This window comes from Ruegeria sp. CG1 (genome assembly GCF_056537265.1).
Genome location: NZ_JBQFRF010000003.1, coordinates 374,712 through 392,122, shown reverse-complemented (window position 1 = coordinate 392,122; position 17,411 = coordinate 374,712). Strand labels below are relative to the sequence as shown.

Here is a 17,411-nt window from a genome sequence, read left to right as displayed (position 1 = left end):
TCACCCATCCCCGATGCCATCGAGATACTGCATCGGATCGAAATCATCCGGCAGATCGTCAAGCCATTCCTCGGTCGTGGCCAGTTCCTCGGCCTCGTATGTCTCGGGCTTCCAGATCTGGAAGGTATCACCGGCAGCGATAAAGAACGCCTCGTTCTCAAGGTCGATCTTGTTGCGCAGCTTTGCGGGCAGCACTAAACGACCCGTTTCGTCCACATTGGTCGGGAAGGACTGACCATGGAACATCCGCTGAAGCATCCGACGCTGCATCGAGCCACGTGGCAGCGCATCGATCTTGGCATCCACCTCGTCGATCGCTTCCATGGTGTAACATTCAAGGTATTTGCGGCGGTGGTCGCCATAGACAATCACGAGTTCAGGATTGTCACCGGGTTGCCAGCTGGGGTCCGAGGCCTCAAGCACACGACGAAACGAGGCCGGGATCGAGACCCTGCCCTTCGTATCCACCTTATGCTGGCTTTCGCCTCTAAACCTGCGCGCCAAGACGACTGTCCCTTTCGCTTGCGCCCCACCTCAAAATTCACGTTCCCCCCGGAAGTAAAACGGCGGGTTGATCTGCTGCCACTGATCAACCCGCCGCATTGACCCGCTTTGCGGGATGTCCAGCTGCGCGCGCCACCTGGGGGGATGTCTGCTCGCCCGCGCGCCGGATCTGTTAAGTGATGAAAGCGAGATGCCTGTATGAAACCTGTTTTTGTATTTTTGGTTCGGGGTCGTTTGGTGCCCCTCAACTGTCCTCGCCCTCATCGGGTACACAAGGGATGCCATGGGAATTCATGGAAATCAATAGGAAATTTGCATATGGAGGCCTGATGCAGGCTTCAGATCAAGACTAATGCAATCGAAACTCGGATCAAATATGCCACAAATTGTGCTCCTGATGCTTACTAGCACTAAATATGCAAGAATTGACGCCTAAATTATTCCTCCCATGAATTCCCAATAATTTTTAGAATTACATATTATTTGGCGCAGACACCCATGAATGACAGCCGAAGAGGACGAATCGCGGTCCCTTTACAGGCCATTCCCATAGTCGACCCATGCTTTCCCATAGCACCATCACCCCAGGCGCCGGACCTGCGGTGAGAAGAATTGCCCCTCTTGAGTTGACACAACATGCCCAAACAAACGCCAATTCCGCTCAATAGATAAGCGGTCACCATCACAGGGTCTGGACACACGAAACGCCAAGCACACGTGAAAACCAGTATTTTAAAGGCAATTATTGGGGCGTACCGGATTATCCTGCCAATCCATGCATTTGCTGCATAGCAGCATTGACGACGCGAACCATTGTGCAATCGCAGCATTTGCCTATCTTCAGTCTCAAGCAAACGCCGGACGATACCGGCAACAGTAAGAATGAACGGATCATGAAGATGGCAGTCGCAAGCACACAAACAGCTCTGAAAGGCACACCGGCAAATGGAATCTCAACGCTGGTTGAGACCGTGAAAACCCGGGTTGCTCGTTATCGCCTGTACCGTCAGACAGTCAACGAATTGTCGGGACTGTCAGATCGGGAATTGGCTGATCTGGGCTTGCACCGCTCGATGATCCGCCGGCTGGCCCAACAGGCCACCGAAGAGCAGATCGCGCGGTAAGCGCAACAAGAACACCGAGATCAGGTCCGTCTTCCTCCCTTTCGGACCTGTATTTCAGCGGCAGCGTCTCTCCTCCTCCCTGACGTTGCCGCACCTAATACCGGCCCTGACCGCCGGAACCTGATACATCGGGGCTCTCCTCCTCCCTGCCTCGATGTTGAAAGCGCGCGGCGACGTCTTCCTCCTCCCTGACGTCGCCGCGTCTTCCTCATACCGGGATCAAACCCGGGTTCGGATACATCGGGGCTTCCTCCTCCCTGCCCTGATGTAGAAAAGAACGGCGGTTCCCCTCCTCCTCCCTGGGAACCGCCGTTTTTCGTTTTTTGCGCACAAGATGTAGGCTGGGGTCGTGAACGCTTTGTCAGGAGTCTCCCATGGCCGCTTATTTCATCGCCCAGATTTCCATTCAAGACCCGGATGGGTACCAGAAATACCTCGAAGGATTCATGCCGATCTTTGACCGGCATGGCGGAAGGCTTCTAACCGTATCCTCAAAACCCGTTGAAGTGATCGAAGGCAGTTGGGAAGAAGATGGGATCGTCCTGATGGAGTTTCCGGATATGGCTGCCGCAAACGCGTGGAAGGACGATCCGGACTATGTCGAATTGGCCAAGATCAGGCAAAAAACGGCGACGGCGAATCTTGTGCTGGTCGAAGGGTTGTAAGCTTCAGAACGGCAAGTCATCCTTGTTGGTCAGAAAGCGCGAGACCACTTTCTTCACCCCTGCCTTGTCGAAATCGACCTCGACTTTATCACCTTCGATGCCGATCACTGCGCCATAGCCGAATTTCTGGTGAAACACTCGCTCGCCCAGCGTAAAGCTGGCCACGGCTGTCGCATCAATCACAGTATTCCGGCTTTCTTTTGGCTGAGACATGCCATATTGCCCCTGCCGCGCCTGCATCCGCTTCCAGCCCGGAGAGTTATAGACATTCGCCTCGGCTGCGCGGGTTTCGATCCCGGCTGCCTGCTGACCACCACCATAGAGCCCCGGAGGTGTCAGCACTTCCACATGATCTTCGGGCAACTCATCAATGAACCGGGACGGCATCGAATTCTGCCATTGTCCGAACACCCGTCGGTTGGCTGCAAAGGAAATCGTACAGACTTCTTCTGCGCGGGTAATACCGACATAGGCCAGCCTTCGTTCTTCTTCGAGGCCTTTGAGACCGGATTCGTCCATCGAACGCTGAGAGGGGAACAATCCATCCTCCCACCCCGGAAGGAAAACCGCGGGAAACTCCAGCCCCTTGGCCGCGTGCAGCGTCATGATCGAGACCTTGGCCCCGTCGCTGTCCTGCTCGTTGTCCATCACCAGGCTGACATGTTCCAAAAACCCCTGCAGGTTCTCGAAATTGTCCAGTTGGTTGACCAGTTCTTTGAGGTTTTCCAATCGCCCAGGCGCCTCGGGCGTCTTTTCGTTCTGCCAATGCGCGGTATAGCCGGATTCGTCCAAGACGATCTGCGCCAGCTCGATATGCGTATGCTCGGGTGCGCCGTATCGGATCGGTGAAACACTGTCATCAATCACCGTTTCATCGTCCACCTCAATCCGAGGCCCACGCGTCATTGCATTCCACCGCGCCAACCCGTCGATCAGTTCGCGCAGCGCCTTGCCACCCTTGCCCTTGATCAGGCTGTTATCGACCGCGATCCGCGCCCCTTCGATCAGAGACACGCCATTCTCGCGCGCCACCACCTGAATCGTTTGCTGCGCCTTGTCGCCGAGGCCGCGTTTGGGTGTGTTCACGATCCGCTCGAAGGCCAGATCATCCTCGGGGCTGACCACCAGCCGGAAATAGGCCATGGCATCGCGAATCTCCATCCGCTCATAGAATCGAGGGCCGCCAATCACCTTGTAAGGCAGACCAATGGTCAAAAACCGATCCTCAAACGCCCGCATCTGGTGCGAAGCGCGTACGAGGATCGCGATCTCATTAAGGTTCATCGGCCGCACACCGCGCGTGCCACCTTGCATCGCGTCGATCTCTTCCCCGATCCAACGCGCTTCTTCCTCGCCATCCCAATGGCCGATCAGACGGACCTTTTCACCCTCTTCGCGGTCGGTCCAAAGCTCTTTGCCCAAGCGGCTTTCATTGCCACGAATGACGTTGGACGCAGCGGCCAGAATATGCGGGGTCGAGCGGTAGTTCTGTTCCAGCCGGACCACGAAGGCGCCAGGGAAGTCCTTTTCGAACCGCAGAATGTTGCCCACCTCGGCCCCGCGCCAGCCATAGATCGACTGATCGTCATCGCCGACGCAACAGATGTTCTTGTGGCCCCCTGCAAGCAGACGAAGCCAGAGATATTGGGCGACGTTGGTATCCTGATACTCGTCCACAAGGATGTAACGGAACCAACGCTGGTATTGCTCCAGCACGTCCGGGTGGGTTTGGAAAATCGTGACCATGTGCAGCAACAGGTCGCCGAAATCCACCGCATTCAGCTCGCGTAGGCGAGTCTGGTATCTGTGGTAGAGCTCTGAGCCGGAAATGACATGGCGAGCTATCGCTCCACTTTCAGGATTTCGATGCTTGAACTCGTATGTCTTATCCGCTGATGCTACCTGCTCCTCGGTAAACAAGCGTTCGCACCATAGTTCAACGTCCGCAGATGCTGGAACCTTGTCTGGAGTCCATGCTTGGTTTTTCCAACCGTCCACGACCCCAGCAAACCATCGCGGCGGATGACGTTTCTCATCAACACTAGCCAACTCCATAGCCTGTTTCAGCAGGCGTTTCTGATCATCGGTATCCAGAATGGTGAAGTTAGACTTCAACCCCACCAGTTCCGCATGGCGCCGCAGCAGCTTGGCACTGATTGAGTGAAAGGTTCCCATCCACTTTACCGGATCTTTCAATAGATAGGGATCATCACGCAATCGATCCTGCATCTCGCGAGCCGCCTTGTTGGTGAAAGTAACTGCAAGAATTTGATCAGCACTGGCTTTTCGCTTCGCCACAAGATGAGTCAAGCGCGACATCAGCGCTCTAGTTTTACCGGTTCCGGCACCAGCCAGCATCAGCACTGGTCCGTCCAATTGCTCTACCGCCTCTAGTTGGCTAGGGTTGAGAACCTTCAAGTAGTCCCCAAACGACGGCATAGCCATAGCCCGCGCCGACAGCGATGCGCCTTCGAAGGCGTCCATTTCGTCAAAACTGCTCATGCCGGTAAACTACGCCGGATGGGCGCGGAGGGAAAGGGTTTGTTCACGGCTTGTTCGCTCAAATCAAATAGAATCATCCATCCAAAGGGCGCAGCGAGGATATTCGGAGAAACGGGCATTATTTGCTCTTTCCCACGGGGGATTGATGCCGCAATGCAGCATGTGCAATAAGTTTGCGCAAAAGGGCGGCGTTTGCGAGCGTTAACATGCCGGTTCTACCCAGAACTACATATGTACGTGGCCGTATTGTCCGCCTATGCACAAGGCCACAGCCATTAAGACCGGGACCTGAAATGACAGACTTCAAGAAAATCCTGATTGCCAATCGCGGCGAGATTGCCATCCGTGTGATGCGGGCAGCCAACGAGATGGGCAAGCGCACCGTCGCGGTCTTCGCCGAGGAGGACAAGTTGGGCCTGCACCGGTTCAAGGCGGATGAGGCCTATCGCATTGGCGCAGATCTGGGACCGGTTGCGGCGTATCTGTCGATTGACGAGATCATCCGGGTGGCCAAAGAAAGCGGCGCAGATGCGATCCACCCTGGTTACGGTTTGCTGTCCGAAAACCCGGATTTCGTGGATGCCTGTGTTCAGAACGGCATCACCTTCATCGGACCAAAGGCCGAGACCATGCGCGCGCTTGGCGACAAGGCTAGCGCTCGGAAAGTGGCGATTGCCGCCGACGTTCCGGTTATCCCGGCGACCGAGGTGTTGGGCGACGACATGGTAGCCATCAAGGCCGAGGCAGCCGAGATCGGCTATCCGCTGATGCTAAAAGCGTCTTGGGGCGGTGGCGGACGCGGGATGCGCCCGATCCTGTCCGAGGATGAGCTGGAAGAGAAAGTGCTGGAAGGCCGCCGCGAAGCCGAGGCCGCCTTTGGCAACGGTGAGGGCTATCTGGAAAAGATGATCACCCGTGCCCGCCATGTTGAGGTACAGATTCTCGGCGATAAGCACGGTGAGATATACCACCTCTATGAACGCGATTGTTCGGTCCAGCGCCGCAACCAGAAGGTCGTGGAACGCGCGCCTGCCCCGTACCTGACTGAAGAACAGCGCGCCGAAATCTGCGAGCTGGGCCGCCGTATCTGCGCCCATGTGAACTATGAATGCGCGGGCACCGTCGAGTTCCTGATGGATATGAACACCGGCAAGTTCTACTTCATCGAAGTGAACCCGCGCGTGCAGGTGGAACACACCGTAACCGAGGAAGTCACCGGCATCGACATCGTGCAGGCTCAGATCCTGATCGCCGAGGGCAAGACCCTGACCGAGGCCACCGGCAAGGCCACGCAGTCCGACATTCGCCTGAACGGCCACGCGCTGCAGACCCGCGTGACCACCGAGGACCCACTAAACAACTTCATCCCCGACTATGGCCGCATCACCGCCTATCGCTCGGCCACCGGCATGGGCATTCGCCTGGATGGCGGCACCGCTTATGCAGGCGGGGTGATCACGCGGTATTATGACTCTCTGCTGACCAAGGTGACCGCTTGGGCCCCAACGCCAGAAAAGGCGATTGCGCGGATGGACCGTGCGCTGCGGGAATTCCGTGTGCGCGGTGTTTCCACCAACATCGCATTTGTCGAAAACCTGCTAAAGCACCCGACTTTCCTGTCGAATGAATACACCACCAAGTTCATCGATGAGACACCGGACCTGTTCCAGTTCAAGAAGCGCCGCGACCGGGGCACCAAGGTTCTGAACTATATCGCCGACATCACTGTGAACGGGCATCCCGAAACCAAGGATCGCCCGATGCCGCGCCCCGACCTGAAAGAGGCCAGGCCCCCCGCGCCCAAGGCCGAACCGCAGATGGGCACCCGCAACCTGCTGGAGCAAAAAGGCCCGCAGGCGGTTGCTGACTGGATGAAGGCGCAGCGTCAGCTGCTGATCACCGACACCACCATGCGCGACGGGCACCAGTCGCTGCTGGCAACCCGGATGCGTTCGATCGATATGATCAAAGTAGCACCCAGCTATGCTGCGAACTTGCCGCAGCTATTCAGCGTCGAATGCTGGGGCGGTGCAACCTTCGATGTCGCCTATCGCTTCCTGCAGGAATGCCCTTGGCAGCGCCTGCGTGATCTGCGTGAGGCGATGCCGAACCTGATGACCCAGATGCTGCTGCGCGGGGCGAACGGGGTTGGCTATACCAACTATCCCGATAACGTGGTGCAGGAGTTTGTGCGTCAGGCGGCCAAGGGTGTCGACGTGTTCCGCGTGTTCGACTCGCTGAACTGGGTCGAGAACATGCGCGTCGCCATGGACGCGGTGATCGAAAACAACAAGATCTGTGAAGGCACCGTTTGCTATACCGGCGATATTCTGGACCCGGACCGTGCTAAGTATGACCTCAAATACTATGTCGGAATGGCCAAGGAGCTGCGTGACGCTGGCGCACATGTGCTGGGCCTGAAGGATATGGCCGGACTGCTGAAACCGGCCTCCGCCAAGATCCTGATCCGGGCGCTGAAGGAAGAGGTCGGGCTGCCGATCCACTTCCACACCCATGACACCGCAGGCATTGCAAGCGCCACCATTCTGGCCGCCTCCGAGGCCGGTGTGGACGCGGTGGATTGCGCGATGGACAGTTTCAGCGGCAACACCTCTCAGGCAACGCTCGGCACCGTGGTCGAGGCGTTGCGCCATACCGAGCGAGACACCGGGCTGGACATCAAGGCCATCCGTGAGATCAGCGACTATTTCGAGGCAGTGCGTGGCCAATACGCGGCCTTCGAGTCCAGCCTGCAGGCCCCGGCCTCCGAGGTATATCTGCACGAAATGCCTGGTGGTCAGTTTACCAACCTCAAGGCACAGGCGCGTTCGCTTGGACTCGAAGAACGCTGGCACGAGGTTGCTCAGATGTATGCGGACGTGAACCAGATGTTCGGCGATATCGTCAAGGTGACGCCGTCGTCCAAGGTGGTCGGTGACATGGCGCTGATGATGGTCAGCCAGAACATGACCCGCGCGCAGGTCGAAGACCCGAACACTGATGTCGCCTTCCCCGACTCGGTGGTGGACATGATGCGCGGCAATCTGGGCCAGCCTCCGGGCGGGTTCCCCGATACCATCATCCAGAAGGTCCTGAAGGACGAGGCCCCCAACACCGAACGCCCCGGCAAGCATGTCGAAGCGGTCGATCTCGAGGCCACCCGCGCCGATTTGTCCAAACAGCTTGAGGGCAAAGAGATCGATGACGAGGACCTGAATGGATATCTGATGTATCCCAAGGTGTTCCTCGACTATATGGGCCGTCACCGCACTTATGGCCCGGTCCGTACTCTCCCCACGCGTACCTTCTTTTACGGCATGGAGCCGGGCGAGGAGATCACCGCCGAGATCGATCCAGGCAAGACGCTGGAGATTCGCTGTCAGGCCATCGGCGAGACGGACGAGAATGGCGAGGTTCGCGTGTTCTTCGAACTCAACGGTCAGCCCCGCGTGATCCGCGTGCCGAACCGTTTGGTGAAAGCATCAACCGCTCAGCGGCCAAAGGCCGAAGTTGGTAACCCCAACCATATCGGCGCGCCAATGCCGGGTGTCGTTGCAACTGTTGCCGCTGTCACAGGTCAAGAAGTCAAAGAAGGCGATCTGCTGCTGACCATCGAAGCGATGAAGATGGAAACAGGTATCCACGCCGAGCGCGACGCGGTGGTCAAGGCCGTTCACGTCCAGCCCGGAGGTCAAATCGACGCCAAGGATCTGCTGGTCGAACTGGAATAACCGGTTTAGCCTTCTAAGCTAATAAGGGCCGTTCGGGGAACCGGGCGGCCCTTTCAACATCAGGAGGCCGCATGCTGACCATCACCCCGATCTACGCCGCGTTGATCGCATTTCTGTACGTCGCACTCAGCGTGAATGTCATTCGGCAACGCCGGGTGGGCAAAATATCGGTCGGGGATCATGGCGACAAGGCCATGATCAAGGCAATGCGAACGCATGCGAACTGCGCCGAATACGCTCCCTTTGCTTTGCTGCTTATCGCCATGGTCGAACTGCAAGATGCTGGCGGCTGGCTTGTGAACCTGCTGGGGATGTTACTTTTGGCAGGCAGGCTTCTGCACGCTTATGGTTTTGGCAAGACCCCACAGATCATCATCCTGCGCCAGATCGGAATGGGTCTGACCTTTACGGCCATATTGCTGGCGGCCATGGCGAATCTTGTTCTGGCTGTATGAGAACGTTTAGCCCGTCAAAACCTGCGTCTCGATCAAAGGAGCATGCGGGAGGCTAGGCTGCGCCTCTGCCAGTGTTTCATCGCTCTGACTGTAGATCACGGTGGTAAGAACAATCAGCGCCGCCAATGCCGCCATTTTAATGTCTGCAATATCTTTCATTTCCTCTGCCCAATCCCTTATTTCGTTCATTGCTATATCTCTTGAACACCGCAGCCCCGAATTTCCGTCGAAAGATTTTTTGCTGTATTTTGTGTTTTTCCGCTTGCAGCCTCGTTTGGGAATTTATACATCCCTCCTCACTCAACGGCGCGGGCGTAGCTCAGGGGTAGAGCATAACCTTGCCAAGGTTAGGGTCGGGCGTTCGAATCGCCTCGCCCGCTCCATTGAGAGGTCTACGGACCATATAAGTATCTGATGCGGGCGTAGCTCAGGGGTAGAGCATAACCTTGCCAAGGTTAGGGTCGGGCGTTCGAATCGCCTCGCCCGCTCCAGATACCAAACTCTCCGAACATGCTGGCTCTTTCGCGATTGCTGCGGCATCTTTGCTGCACATGAAATTACGACGGAGATGCGGATATGCCCGATTACGTCATTCGCGCCTTAACAGCAGACGAACTTCAAACCGCCGTTGATTGGGCGGGTCAGGAAGGCTGGAACCCCGGGCTGCACGACGCGGTCTGTTTTCGCAGTTCGGACCCCGAAGGGTTCAAGGGCGGTTTCCTGGACGGCCAGATGATCGCGTCCGCATCCGCCGTGAACTACGATGATGCCTACGCATTTCTTGGCTTCTACATCGTGCGTCCCGAGTTTCGCGGCTCGGGATACGGATTGCAGGTCGCCGAAGCGGTCAAGGCACATTGCCAGGATCGTAACATGGGCATGGATGGTGTGGTCGAACAGCAGGACAACTATCGGAAATTCGGTTTTGAACTGGCGTATGACAATTATCGATTCGCGGGCACCGTCGGCGGCATCCTGGATGCCCTGGGTCGCGTGGAGGACACTCGGGTTCGTCCAATCAACGCACTAACCGATGATCTAAAGTCGTATGACCGAGGCCTGTTCCCCGCCGCGCGCGACACGTTCTTGCGCGGCTGGTTGGAGGCACCCAGCCACGTTTCGCGGGTGTTTGAGGAAAATGGGCGGATCAAAGGCTATGCAACGTTGCGGCGCTGCCTGAGCGGGTACAAGGTCGGGCCTCTGTTTGCCGACAATCCACAAATCGCGCAGGCGCTTTTGGTTTCCCTTCTGACGACGCTACCCGCCGATCAGGCAAAGGCCGAGGTATTCATCGACAAGCCTAATCCAAACGCACAAGCCATGGAATTGGCCAAACAGTTGGGGCTGACCAAGGTATTTGAAACGGGGCGTATGTATTCCAGTCACGCGCCGGACATCGACCTTGACCGGATATATGGCATCACGACGTTTGAACTGGGTTAGAACGCCTTGAACGTCATCGTGGTCAGCGAGCGTTCGATATTGGGAATCACCAGCAGGTTTTCGTTGATGAAATGGCCCACATCCTCGGTTTCAGGGATGTAGAGCTTCAGCAGCAGGTCGTATTCGCCGCTTGTGGAATACAATTCGGAATGGATTTCACGCAGCGCGATCTCTTCGGCGACTTTGTAAGTGGTGCCGGGTTTACAACGGATCTGGATGAAAACGCAGGTGGACATGGGCCGGGCCTTGTTGGTTCGTGTTGCCCGCAGGCTGGCACGGGCCGCGTCCGGGTGCAATCCCCTGCAACAGTTTGCGACGAAGGCTTAAAGCGGTCTGGATAGGTCGCCCATCCGGGTCTATAAGCGCGCCTGTAGCAAAAGGAATTCGCCCATGCGCAGCGCTAAGATCAGCCGTCAGACCGCCGAAACCGAGATTTCGGTCGAGGTCAATCTGGACGGCACCGGCCAGTATGACAACCAGACCGGCGTCGGGTTCTTTGACCACATGCTGGATCAATTGGCGCGGCATTCGCTGATCAACATGACGATCCGTGCCAAGGGTGATTACCACATCGACGACCACCACACGGTCGAAGACACCGGGATTGCGCTGGGTCAGGCACTGACGCAGGCGCTAGGGGATAAAAAAGGTATTCGTCGGTACGGAGAATGCCACCTGCCGATGGATGACGCACAGGTGCGTTGTGCGCTGGATCTCTCGAGCCGTCCGTTCTTGATCTGGAACGTGGATCTACCGACGCAAAAGATTGGCACATTCGACACCGAGCTGGTGCGCGAGTTCTTTCAGGCGCTCAGCACCCATGGCGGGATCACCCTGCATATCGATCAGTTGCATGGTTTCAACAGCCACCACATTGCCGAGGCCGCCTTCAAGGCCGTTGCCCGTGCTTTGCGCGATGCGGTCGAAACCGACCCACGCAAGGCGGATGCGATTCCCTCGACTAAGGGCGCGCTGTAGATGCTGACAGCCATCATTGACTACGAGAGCGGTAACCTGCACTCGGCGGAGAAGGCGTTTCAACGGATGGCCCGCGAACTGGATGCGGGCGAGGTCGTCGTGACATCGGATGCAGATGTTGTCGCGCGGGCTGATCGATTGGTTCTGCCCGGTGATGGCGCTTTCCCGGCATGCGCCGCCGAGTTGCGCGGCCACAAAGGCATCTATGACTCTATGGTTGAAGCCGTTGAGCAGAAAGGCCGCCCGTTTCTGGGCATCTGCGTCGGAATGCAGCTGATGGCGACCAAGGGTCATGAATACTCCGCGACCGATGGTCTCGGCTGGGTTGCCGGTGATGTTGTGAAGATTGAACCCTCGGACAGCGCGCTCAAGGTACCACATATGGGCTGGAACGATCTGATTCTGGAAAGCGACCATCCGGTCTTTGACGGGATAAAATCAGGCGATCATGCCTATTTTGTGCACTCCTACCACTTCCGGGTGACGGATCCGGCGCAACGGTTGGCCTATGTGGGCTACGGGCAAGAGGTCACGGCCGTGATTGGCCGCGACACTATGGTTGGGATGCAGTTTCACCCTGAGAAAAGCCAAGACGTTGGCCTGCGGATGATCGGCAATTTCCTGACCTGGAAGCCCTGAGATTTACTGAACCCGTGTCCAGACCTGACCCCGGCAGACCAGACCCCCAACGGCACATCCCTTAACGGTCAGTTTGTTCTGGCTGTCCAGTGTCATTTTCGAACTATAGGTTTTGTCGCGATCCGGGGCCCAGATTTTGCCGTCGTCATAGCTGCCGTCACCCTCGGGGATCATGTCCCAGATGATTTGCTTGCCAAGGTTTTCGTACTCCAGCTGTTGGTTGCCTTGGGCATCAAATGCGCTGTCGATAGTTCCGCAGATGGCGCTGCCACATTCCGAAATCGACACATGCAAATAGCCGCCCGTATCGCCCGGAGCGGTCTTCCACAGCCCGTCTACCGGATCGGCAGCAAAGGCGGTGGTGGCCATCGCAGCGAAGACCGCTGCAAGAGAATATGTCTTCATGGTTATCTCCCTGTCTTTCCGGTCAGTCTGACCTGCCGTTCGGCACCGGGCAAGAATGACTTAGCGTCGCGTTGCGCCCCTGCCCTGCCTGTGCGATATCCCGCGCGTGTAACAGTGATATAGGGCCGCCCGACATGATCCTCTACCCCGCCATCGATCTGAAAGACGGCAACGCCGTGCGCCTGCTGCGTGGTGAAATGGATAAGGCGACGGTCTTTAACGAAGACCCTGCTGCGCAGGCCCGCGCCTTTGTCGAGGCTGGTTGCGAGTGGCTGCATCTGGTTGATCTGAACGGTGCTTTTGCCGGGGAGCCTGTTAATGCGGCACCCGTTGAGGCAATTCTGAAAGCCTGTGATGTGCCCGCTCAGCTGGGTGGTGGTATCCGGGACATGGCCACAATCGAGACCTGGATCGAAAAAGGTCTGGCGCGGGTGATTCTGGGCACCGTTGCAGTCGAAAACCCAGATCTGGTGCGCGAAGCTGCCAAAGCCTTCCCGGGCAAGGTAGCCGTCGGTATAGATGCACGAAACGGCATGGTTGCCACCAAGGGCTGGGCCGAAGAGACCGACGTACAGGTCACCGATCTGGCGCACAGTTTCGAGGACGCTGGCGTGGCAGCGATCATATATACAGACATCAACCGCGACGGTGTGATGCAGGGTCCGAATATCGAAGCCACGGCGGCGCTCGCGCAGGCGGTTTCGATTCCGGTGATTGCCTCGGGCGGCGTCAGCTCACTGGACGACCTGATCGCCCTGCGCGATTGTGGCGTCGAGTTGAACGGCGCGATCTCTGGCCGCGCGCTCTATGATGGCGCGATTGACCTGAAAGAGGCCATTCGCGCCCTGAACTGAGTTATTGAGCAGCTGCGGCAGTCAGTTTCGCCAGAGCACCGCGCATCTTTTCAATGACAGGGGATTTCTCGACCTCGTCGAGCTCGTCCATCGTCTCTTTCGGGTCTTCATAAGCCAGCCAGACCTGTCCATTTGCGTCTTCGTAGGCCTGCACCTTCAGCGGCAAGAACAGCCCCGCGCGCGGGTCGATCTGCATGGCGGGAGTGCCCAGAGCCGGGTTGCCGAAAATCAGCACCTGATTGGCCGGGATCGGCGTTCCGACCTTTTCCGCCCCCGCCGCGTGATCCACGCGGGCAAACACGGTGGCGCCCGCATTACCCACGGCGGCTTCCAGCGCGTCCAGCGCCTCGGCCACGGATTTGTTGGTTTCCACTTTGATGATGTCGTCAGCCATGGCGGACAGGGCGCCTCCGAATGTGAGAATTGAAGCCAAAAGAAGTTGTCGCATCTGCGTAATCCTTTTCATAAATTTCACCCCTAATTTCCATGGCTTCGCGACAGATCACAATCACAAGTCTGGCATCGGCGGGGCTTTGCCGGTACAGGTGCCCCGAGCAAAGGAAAGCCCATGCTGAAAACCCGCATCATTCCCTGTTTGGATGTCGCCGATGGCCGTGTGGTCAAAGGTGTGAATTTCGTTGGCCTGCGCGATGCTGGTGACCCCGTGGAATCGGCCAAGGCATACGACGCCGCCGGAGCGGATGAGATCTGCTTTCTGGACATCCATGCGACGCATGAGAACCGCGGCACGATGTTCGATGTGGTCCAACGCACGGCAGAGCAGTGCTTTGTGCCTCTGACTGTAGGTGGTGGCGTGCGCACCAAAGATGACGTGCGGGCGCTGTTGCTGGCGGGGGCTGATAAGGTCAGCTTTAACTCGGCCGCCGTCGCGAATCCGGACGTCATCGCCGAAGCAGCGGACCAGTTCGGCAGCCAGTGCATTGTCTGTGCCATTGACGCCAAGACAGTCAGCCCCGGCAAGTGGGAGATTTTCACCCATGGCGGACGCAAACCAACAGGCATCGACGCCGTTGAATTTGCCAAAACCGTCGTCGCCAAGGGCGCGGGTGAAATCCTGCTAACCTCGATGGATCGCGATGGCACCAAGGCCGGGTTCAACCTGCCCCTGACCCGAGCGATCAGTGACGCGGTGGAAGTGCCGGTCATCGCCAGCGGGGGCGTAGGCAATCTGGACCATCTTGTCGAAGGTGTGACCAAAGGTGGGGCCAGCGCGGTGCTTGCCGCCTCGATCTTCCATTTCGGCGAATACACCATCCACGAGGCCAAAGAGCATATGGCCGCCGCTGGCATACCGATGAGGCTGACATGAGTATTTTGCACGATCTGGCGGCTACGATTGAGGCCCGTAAAGGGGCAGATCCAGACAGCAGCTGGACCGCCAAGCTGTTGGCCAAAGGTCCCGAGAAATGTGCCGAGAAATTCGGCGAAGAAGCCATTGAAGCAATCATCGAAGCCGCCAAAGGGGACAGGGGAAAACTGACCTCCGAGGCGGCTGATGTGCTTTATCACCTGCTAGTGATGCTGGCTGCGCGCGATGTTGCGCTGGATGATGTGCTGGGCGAACTGGCCCGTCGACAGGGCACCAGCGGCATCACGGAAAAGGCATCCCGACCAAAAGACTAAGCGGGTTTCGTGCGATGACCCGGCCCGCTATACTCCGGGTTCGGATGCATTGAGGCAAAGGGCGCGCAGATGATCAGAGCTTTGGTGTTCGCGGCAGCGCTTGCCACCCTCGCCGCCTGTGCCACCCCTCCCCCGTCTTCCGGAGATGAGGTCCAGCGGCTGGCGGCTGAAATCCAAAGCCTCGGCCCCGATATCGACCCGGAAGAGGCCACCCGCGCCGCCCGCATCGCCTATGCCTATACTGCGCAACTGGCGCAGGAATACGAGATCACCGACCCTCCGCTTATCCATAACGCCAAGGTCAACAAAGGTCTGCGTCCGCGTGGTCTGTGCTGGCACTGGGCTGAAGATATTGAGCGGCGACTGGATCAGGAGCAGTTCCGCACTCTGGAAATGCACCGCGCCATCGCCAACGCGGATAACCCGTTCCGCATCGACCACAGCACTGCCATTATCAGCCGCAAGGGAGAGAGCATGTACGAAGGCGTCGTCTTGGATCCCTGGCGCTATGGCGGAGTGCTATTCTGGTCGCCCCTGGTTGAGGACACCCGTTACGAGTGGGTTCCACGCGAAGTGGTTCTGGAAAAGCGGCGACAGGAACAAGCATCCAGCCTGTGAGACTGAGCTTCTGCGGGCAGCGATCGAAGCGCCACAGCGACCCGACGAAAGCGTTACCCGTCGCGCCCAGGCTCGTTTGGATTGCTGGAAAACAGCGCGATTTTGTTGCCCTGAGGATCGCGCAGATAGCCAACATAGAAATTCGGACCATACGAGGCGCGAAAGCCCGGCTGGCCTTCGTCAGACCCGCCTGCGGCAAGCGCAGCGGCGTGAAGGTCGCGAACCTGCTGTTGGGTGCGCGCCTCAAACGCCACCATGGACCCGTTGCCAGCCGAAGCCGCGCCTCCATCAAAGGGTGATTTTACATAGAACTCGGGCTGAACCGGGGATTGCCCCGGCGGCACTGGCAGCGCATAGCTCAAGTCTCCGTGATACCGCTCCAACGCATAACCAAGGGCGGGCAGGAACGCCGAATAAAACCGCTCGGCACGCGTGATATCGTCAACACCAACAGTCACATAAGCAATCATTCCGCATGGTCCTGTCTTATTGGTTTGCTGAATGGGTATAGGTCAATTGGACCTCCCCCTCAACAAATGCACCATTTCTGTTCAATTCAGGCCGGGACGTAGACACAAACGTCAGGGCCGTCACAGCTTGGACGAAATCACTCCAGTCGCAAACCCACCCATACGCAGTTCGCCAAACAAGCGCTGATATTCGATCTTGGGGCAGCGGTTCATGACTACGTCGATATCGCGGGCCTGCGCTTTAGCAGCGGCCTCGGCATGTTCAACTCCGATCTGCATCCAGATGGTGCGCAAGTCGGGAAACGCATCCAGCGCCTCGTCGACAATGGGTGGCACGGCCTCGGAGCGGCGAAAGATGTCAACCATATCGACGGGCTCGGGAATGTCGGACAGCGAAGCCTGCACCGTCTGGCCAAACAGCATCTTGCCTGCATGGCCCGGATTGACCGGTATCACCCGATATCCCTTGAGCGACAGATACCGCGCCACGTAATAGCTGGGCCGCACCGGGTTCATTGAAACCCCAACCACCGCAACCACTTTGGTGCGCCTAAGGATTTGGGTCAGAACATCGTCGGAGTAGTCATTCATGAGCACACCATAAGCAAGCGCATGCAAAGAAAAAAGCGCCCAGGAAACTCCTGAGCGCCAGTTGTTGGAACGAGGGACAGTGAAATGACCCGCGGCAGTTCCATTCCGCGGTCACTGTGACATTTAAGCATGAGTTTTCTAAAAAAAAGAGGTCGCGCGCATTTTTGTGATGACACATCACAAAAGGCGGAATGCCGCCGAATGGGACCGTGCGCATTTCCTTCGGCGATCATGGTCAGAACGGCTCGTTACATAAGCCGCGCGCCGATCTTAAGCCAAGAGCAATAGGTTTTATTGGTAAAGAACCGCAGGCCAATGCCCCTCGGCCTCGCGGATGTAATTGGTGACATCGCGTTCCCAGATACGTTCGATCGCTTCCGAGTGGGTCAGATATAACCGCCCATCCACAATCTGCCATGCCTTGGGATCGGTACTGCTTAGCAGGCCTTTCGCCATCGCATAGGCGCAGTAACCACCAAACTGCGGGGCATAGGCGCGCGGATTGCGTTCAAATCGATCGCGATTTTCCTCTGACGCAAACCGCCAAATCGCACCCTTCCACATCAGCGCTATGTCGGGCTGACCCAACTCTGGTGCTCCAGCCTTGAAATAAGAAACCGCATCATAGCCTGAGACCGCCATCCCATCGTCCACGTAGAACATCGGCATTTCCTGCGCACCGACGACAGAGGCAAACGGGGTACAAAAGAGACTGATCAAGAAGGAACGTCGAGACAACATAGGTGATTCACTGGATTGCGGTTAGAGGGCTTCAAGATGCATATTTC

Annotated in this window: 20 protein-coding genes and 2 tRNA genes; 13 read left to right on the top strand and 9 right to left on the bottom strand. The window is 57.5% G+C overall.

Annotated features, from left to right (window positions below; translation table 11 throughout):
• The gene (mraZ, locus tag ACR0AU_RS11480) at positions 1-504 is read right to left on the bottom strand and encodes a division/cell wall cluster transcriptional repressor MraZ (protein ID WP_170401403.1); all 504 of its coding nucleotides are present in this window, start codon (positions 502-504) and stop codon (positions 1-3) included.
• 899 nt (positions 505-1,403) lie between these two features.
• Between mraZ and ACR0AU_RS11475 the strand changes: the two genes are divergently transcribed.
• Positions 1,404-1,628 carry a DUF1127 domain-containing protein gene (locus tag ACR0AU_RS11475; RefSeq protein WP_170392061.1) on the top strand — a complete coding sequence of 75 codons (225 nt, stop codon included), beginning with the start codon at positions 1,404-1,406 and terminating at the stop codon, positions 1,626-1,628.
• 374 nt (positions 1,629-2,002) lie between these two features.
• On the top strand, positions 2,003-2,293 hold the full coding sequence (locus ACR0AU_RS11470; protein ID WP_480795690.1) for a DUF1330 domain-containing protein: 291 nt from the start codon (positions 2,003-2,005) through the stop codon (positions 2,291-2,293).
• A 3-nt stretch (positions 2,294-2,296) separates the two neighbouring features.
• On the opposite strand, the gene ACR0AU_RS11465 is transcribed toward ACR0AU_RS11470, so the two are convergent.
• Positions 2,297-4,795, bottom strand: coding sequence for an ATP-dependent helicase (locus tag ACR0AU_RS11465; RefSeq protein ID WP_480795689.1), 2,499 nt, complete (start codon positions 4,793-4,795; stop codon positions 2,297-2,299).
• Between the two features lie 293 nt (positions 4,796-5,088).
• On the opposite strand from ACR0AU_RS11465, the gene ACR0AU_RS11460 reads away from it, so the two are divergent.
• The gene (locus tag ACR0AU_RS11460) at positions 5,089-8,526 is read left to right on the top strand and encodes a pyruvate carboxylase (RefSeq protein WP_480795688.1); all 3,438 of its coding nucleotides are present in this window, start codon (positions 5,089-5,091) and stop codon (positions 8,524-8,526) included.
• A gap of 71 nt (positions 8,527-8,597) precedes the next feature.
• Positions 8,598-8,981: an MAPEG family protein gene (locus ACR0AU_RS11455; RefSeq protein WP_170401416.1), complete on the top strand. Its 384-nt coding sequence runs from the start codon at positions 8,598-8,600 to the stop codon at positions 8,979-8,981.
• A gap of 6 nt (positions 8,982-8,987) precedes the next feature.
• On the opposite strand, the gene ACR0AU_RS11450 is transcribed toward ACR0AU_RS11455, so the two are convergent.
• Entirely contained in the window at positions 8,988-9,170 is a 183-nt protein-coding gene (locus ACR0AU_RS11450) for a hypothetical protein (protein WP_170512283.1), read from the bottom strand.
• A 119-nt stretch (positions 9,171-9,289) separates the two neighbouring features.
• Between ACR0AU_RS11450 and ACR0AU_RS11445 the strand changes: the two genes are divergently transcribed.
• The 3 genes from ACR0AU_RS11445 (at position 9,290) to ACR0AU_RS11435 (ending at position 10,424) form a co-directional block, all read left to right on the top strand.
• Positions 9,290-9,364, top strand: a tRNA-Gly gene (locus ACR0AU_RS11445).
• 33 nt (positions 9,365-9,397) lie between these two features.
• Positions 9,398-9,472: transfer RNA gene (locus ACR0AU_RS11440), tRNA-Gly, on the top strand.
• Positions 9,473-9,557: 85 nt separating this feature from the next.
• The gene (locus ACR0AU_RS11435; RefSeq protein ID WP_170594744.1) at positions 9,558-10,424 is read left to right on the top strand and encodes a GNAT family N-acetyltransferase; all 867 of its coding nucleotides are present in this window, start codon (positions 9,558-9,560) and stop codon (positions 10,422-10,424) included.
• Here the strand turns inward: ACR0AU_RS11435 and ACR0AU_RS11430 are convergent.
• On the bottom strand, positions 10,421-10,660 hold the full coding sequence (locus tag ACR0AU_RS11430) for an Lrp/AsnC family transcriptional regulator (protein WP_170325761.1): 240 nt from the start codon (positions 10,658-10,660) through the stop codon (positions 10,421-10,423). The genes ACR0AU_RS11435 and ACR0AU_RS11430 overlap by 4 nt on opposite strands.
• Positions 10,661-10,814: 154 nt before the next feature.
• Between ACR0AU_RS11430 and hisB the strand changes: the two genes are divergently transcribed.
• Both hisB and hisH read left to right on the top strand, forming a co-directional pair.
• Complete coding sequence (gene hisB / locus ACR0AU_RS11425) at positions 10,815-11,402, top strand: imidazoleglycerol-phosphate dehydratase HisB (protein ID WP_170563807.1); 588 nt, start codon at positions 10,815-10,817, stop codon at positions 11,400-11,402.
• Positions 11,403-12,041, top strand: a complete 639-nt coding sequence (gene hisH, locus ACR0AU_RS11420; protein WP_170392075.1) for an imidazole glycerol phosphate synthase subunit HisH — start codon at positions 11,403-11,405, stop codon at positions 12,039-12,041.
• Between the two features lie 3 nt (positions 12,042-12,044).
• On the opposite strand, the gene ACR0AU_RS11415 is transcribed toward hisH, so the two are convergent.
• On the bottom strand, positions 12,045-12,446 hold the full coding sequence (locus ACR0AU_RS11415; protein WP_170392077.1) for a DUF2147 domain-containing protein: 402 nt from the start codon (positions 12,444-12,446) through the stop codon (positions 12,045-12,047).
• Positions 12,447-12,580: 134 nt separating this feature from the next.
• Here ACR0AU_RS11415 and hisA point away from each other — a divergent pair, with 134 nt between their 5' ends.
• A complete protein-coding gene (gene hisA, locus ACR0AU_RS11410; protein WP_170392079.1) occupies positions 12,581-13,300 on the top strand; it encodes a 1-(5-phosphoribosyl)-5-[(5-phosphoribosylamino)methylideneamino]imidazole-4-carboxamide isomerase in 720 nt (239 codons plus the stop codon).
• 1 nt (position 13,301) lies between these two features.
• On the opposite strand, the gene ACR0AU_RS11405 is transcribed toward hisA, so the two are convergent.
• A complete protein-coding gene (locus ACR0AU_RS11405) occupies positions 13,302-13,748 on the bottom strand; it encodes a DUF302 domain-containing protein (protein ID WP_480439179.1) in 447 nt (148 codons plus the stop codon).
• Between the two features lie 120 nt (positions 13,749-13,868).
• Between ACR0AU_RS11405 and hisF the strand changes: the two genes are divergently transcribed.
• The 3 genes from hisF (at position 13,869) to ACR0AU_RS11390 (ending at position 15,562) form a co-directional block, all read left to right on the top strand.
• Positions 13,869-14,630, top strand: a complete 762-nt coding sequence (gene hisF / locus ACR0AU_RS11400) for an imidazole glycerol phosphate synthase subunit HisF (protein WP_170392081.1) — start codon at positions 13,869-13,871, stop codon at positions 14,628-14,630.
• Positions 14,627-14,944: a phosphoribosyl-ATP diphosphatase gene (locus ACR0AU_RS11395; protein WP_170392083.1), complete on the top strand. Its 318-nt coding sequence runs from the start codon at positions 14,627-14,629 to the stop codon at positions 14,942-14,944. The genes hisF and ACR0AU_RS11395 overlap by 4 nt, the downstream gene beginning before the upstream one ends.
• Positions 14,945-15,013: 69 nt before the next feature.
• The gene (locus ACR0AU_RS11390; protein WP_170661969.1) at positions 15,014-15,562 is read left to right on the top strand and encodes a hypothetical protein; all 549 of its coding nucleotides are present in this window, start codon (positions 15,014-15,016) and stop codon (positions 15,560-15,562) included.
• Positions 15,563-15,615: 53 nt separating this feature from the next.
• Here ACR0AU_RS11390 and ACR0AU_RS11385 read toward each other — a convergent pair whose 3' ends face one another.
• From ACR0AU_RS11385 to ACR0AU_RS11375, 3 genes are all read right to left on the bottom strand, one after another.
• Entirely contained in the window at positions 15,616-16,032 is a 417-nt protein-coding gene (locus ACR0AU_RS11385) for a VOC family protein (RefSeq protein ID WP_170392087.1), read from the bottom strand.
• Positions 16,033-16,152: 120 nt separating this feature from the next.
• On the bottom strand, positions 16,153-16,623 hold the full coding sequence (locus ACR0AU_RS11380) for a CoA-binding protein (protein ID WP_170392089.1): 471 nt from the start codon (positions 16,621-16,623) through the stop codon (positions 16,153-16,155).
• Between the two features lie 291 nt (positions 16,624-16,914).
• A complete protein-coding gene (locus ACR0AU_RS11375) occupies positions 16,915-17,286 on the bottom strand; it encodes a YHS domain-containing (seleno)protein (protein WP_170735482.1) in 372 nt (123 codons plus the stop codon).
• Positions 17,287-17,411: the final 125 nt, after the last annotated feature.

Bases quoted from the DNA above. Each gene is read 5' to 3' on its own strand.
- ACR0AU_RS11380 (WP_170392089.1), bottom strand. From the start codon at position 16,623: ATGAATGACTACTCCGACGATGTTCTGACCCAAATCCTTAGGCGCACC.
- ACR0AU_RS11450 (WP_170512283.1), bottom strand. From the start codon at position 9,170: ATGAACGAAATAAGGGATTGGGCAGAGGAAATGAAAGATATTGCAGAC.
- ACR0AU_RS11375 (WP_170735482.1), bottom strand. From the start codon at position 17,286: ATGTTCTACGTGGACGATGGGATGGCGGTCTCAGGCTATGATGCGGTT.
- ACR0AU_RS11460 (WP_480795688.1), top strand. From the start codon at position 5,089: ATGACAGACTTCAAGAAAATCCTGATTGCCAATCGCGGCGAGATTGCC.
- ACR0AU_RS11465 (WP_480795689.1), bottom strand. From the start codon at position 4,795: ATGAGCAGTTTTGACGAAATGGACGCCTTCGAAGGCGCATCGCTGTCG.
- ACR0AU_RS11430 (WP_170325761.1), bottom strand. From the start codon at position 10,660: ATGTCCACCTGCGTTTTCATCCAGATCCGTTGTAAACCCGGCACCACT.
- ACR0AU_RS11390 (WP_170661969.1), top strand. From the start codon at position 15,014: ATGATCAGAGCTTTGGTGTTCGCGGCAGCGCTTGCCACCCTCGCCGCC.
- ACR0AU_RS11470 (WP_480795690.1), top strand. From the start codon at position 2,003: ATGGCCGCTTATTTCATCGCCCAGATTTCCATTCAAGACCCGGATGGG.
- hisF (WP_170392081.1), top strand. From the start codon at position 13,869: ATGCTGAAAACCCGCATCATTCCCTGTTTGGATGTCGCCGATGGCCGT.
- hisH (WP_170392075.1), top strand. From the start codon at position 11,403: ATGCTGACAGCCATCATTGACTACGAGAGCGGTAACCTGCACTCGGCG.
- ACR0AU_RS11435 (WP_170594744.1), top strand. From the start codon at position 9,558: ATGCCCGATTACGTCATTCGCGCCTTAACAGCAGACGAACTTCAAACC.
- ACR0AU_RS11385 (WP_170392087.1), bottom strand. From the start codon at position 16,032: ATGATTGCTTATGTGACTGTTGGTGTTGACGATATCACGCGTGCCGAG.
- hisB (WP_170563807.1), top strand. From the start codon at position 10,815: ATGCGCAGCGCTAAGATCAGCCGTCAGACCGCCGAAACCGAGATTTCG.
- ACR0AU_RS11405 (WP_480439179.1), bottom strand. From the start codon at position 13,748: ATGCGACAACTTCTTTTGGCTTCAATTCTCACATTCGGAGGCGCCCTG.
- ACR0AU_RS11455 (WP_170401416.1), top strand. From the start codon at position 8,598: ATGCTGACCATCACCCCGATCTACGCCGCGTTGATCGCATTTCTGTAC.
- ACR0AU_RS11415 (WP_170392077.1), bottom strand. From the start codon at position 12,446: ATGAAGACATATTCTCTTGCAGCGGTCTTCGCTGCGATGGCCACCACC.
- ACR0AU_RS11395 (WP_170392083.1), top strand. From the start codon at position 14,627: ATGAGTATTTTGCACGATCTGGCGGCTACGATTGAGGCCCGTAAAGGG.
- ACR0AU_RS11475 (WP_170392061.1), top strand. From the start codon at position 1,404: ATGGCAGTCGCAAGCACACAAACAGCTCTGAAAGGCACACCGGCAAAT.
- hisA (WP_170392079.1), top strand. From the start codon at position 12,581: ATGATCCTCTACCCCGCCATCGATCTGAAAGACGGCAACGCCGTGCGC.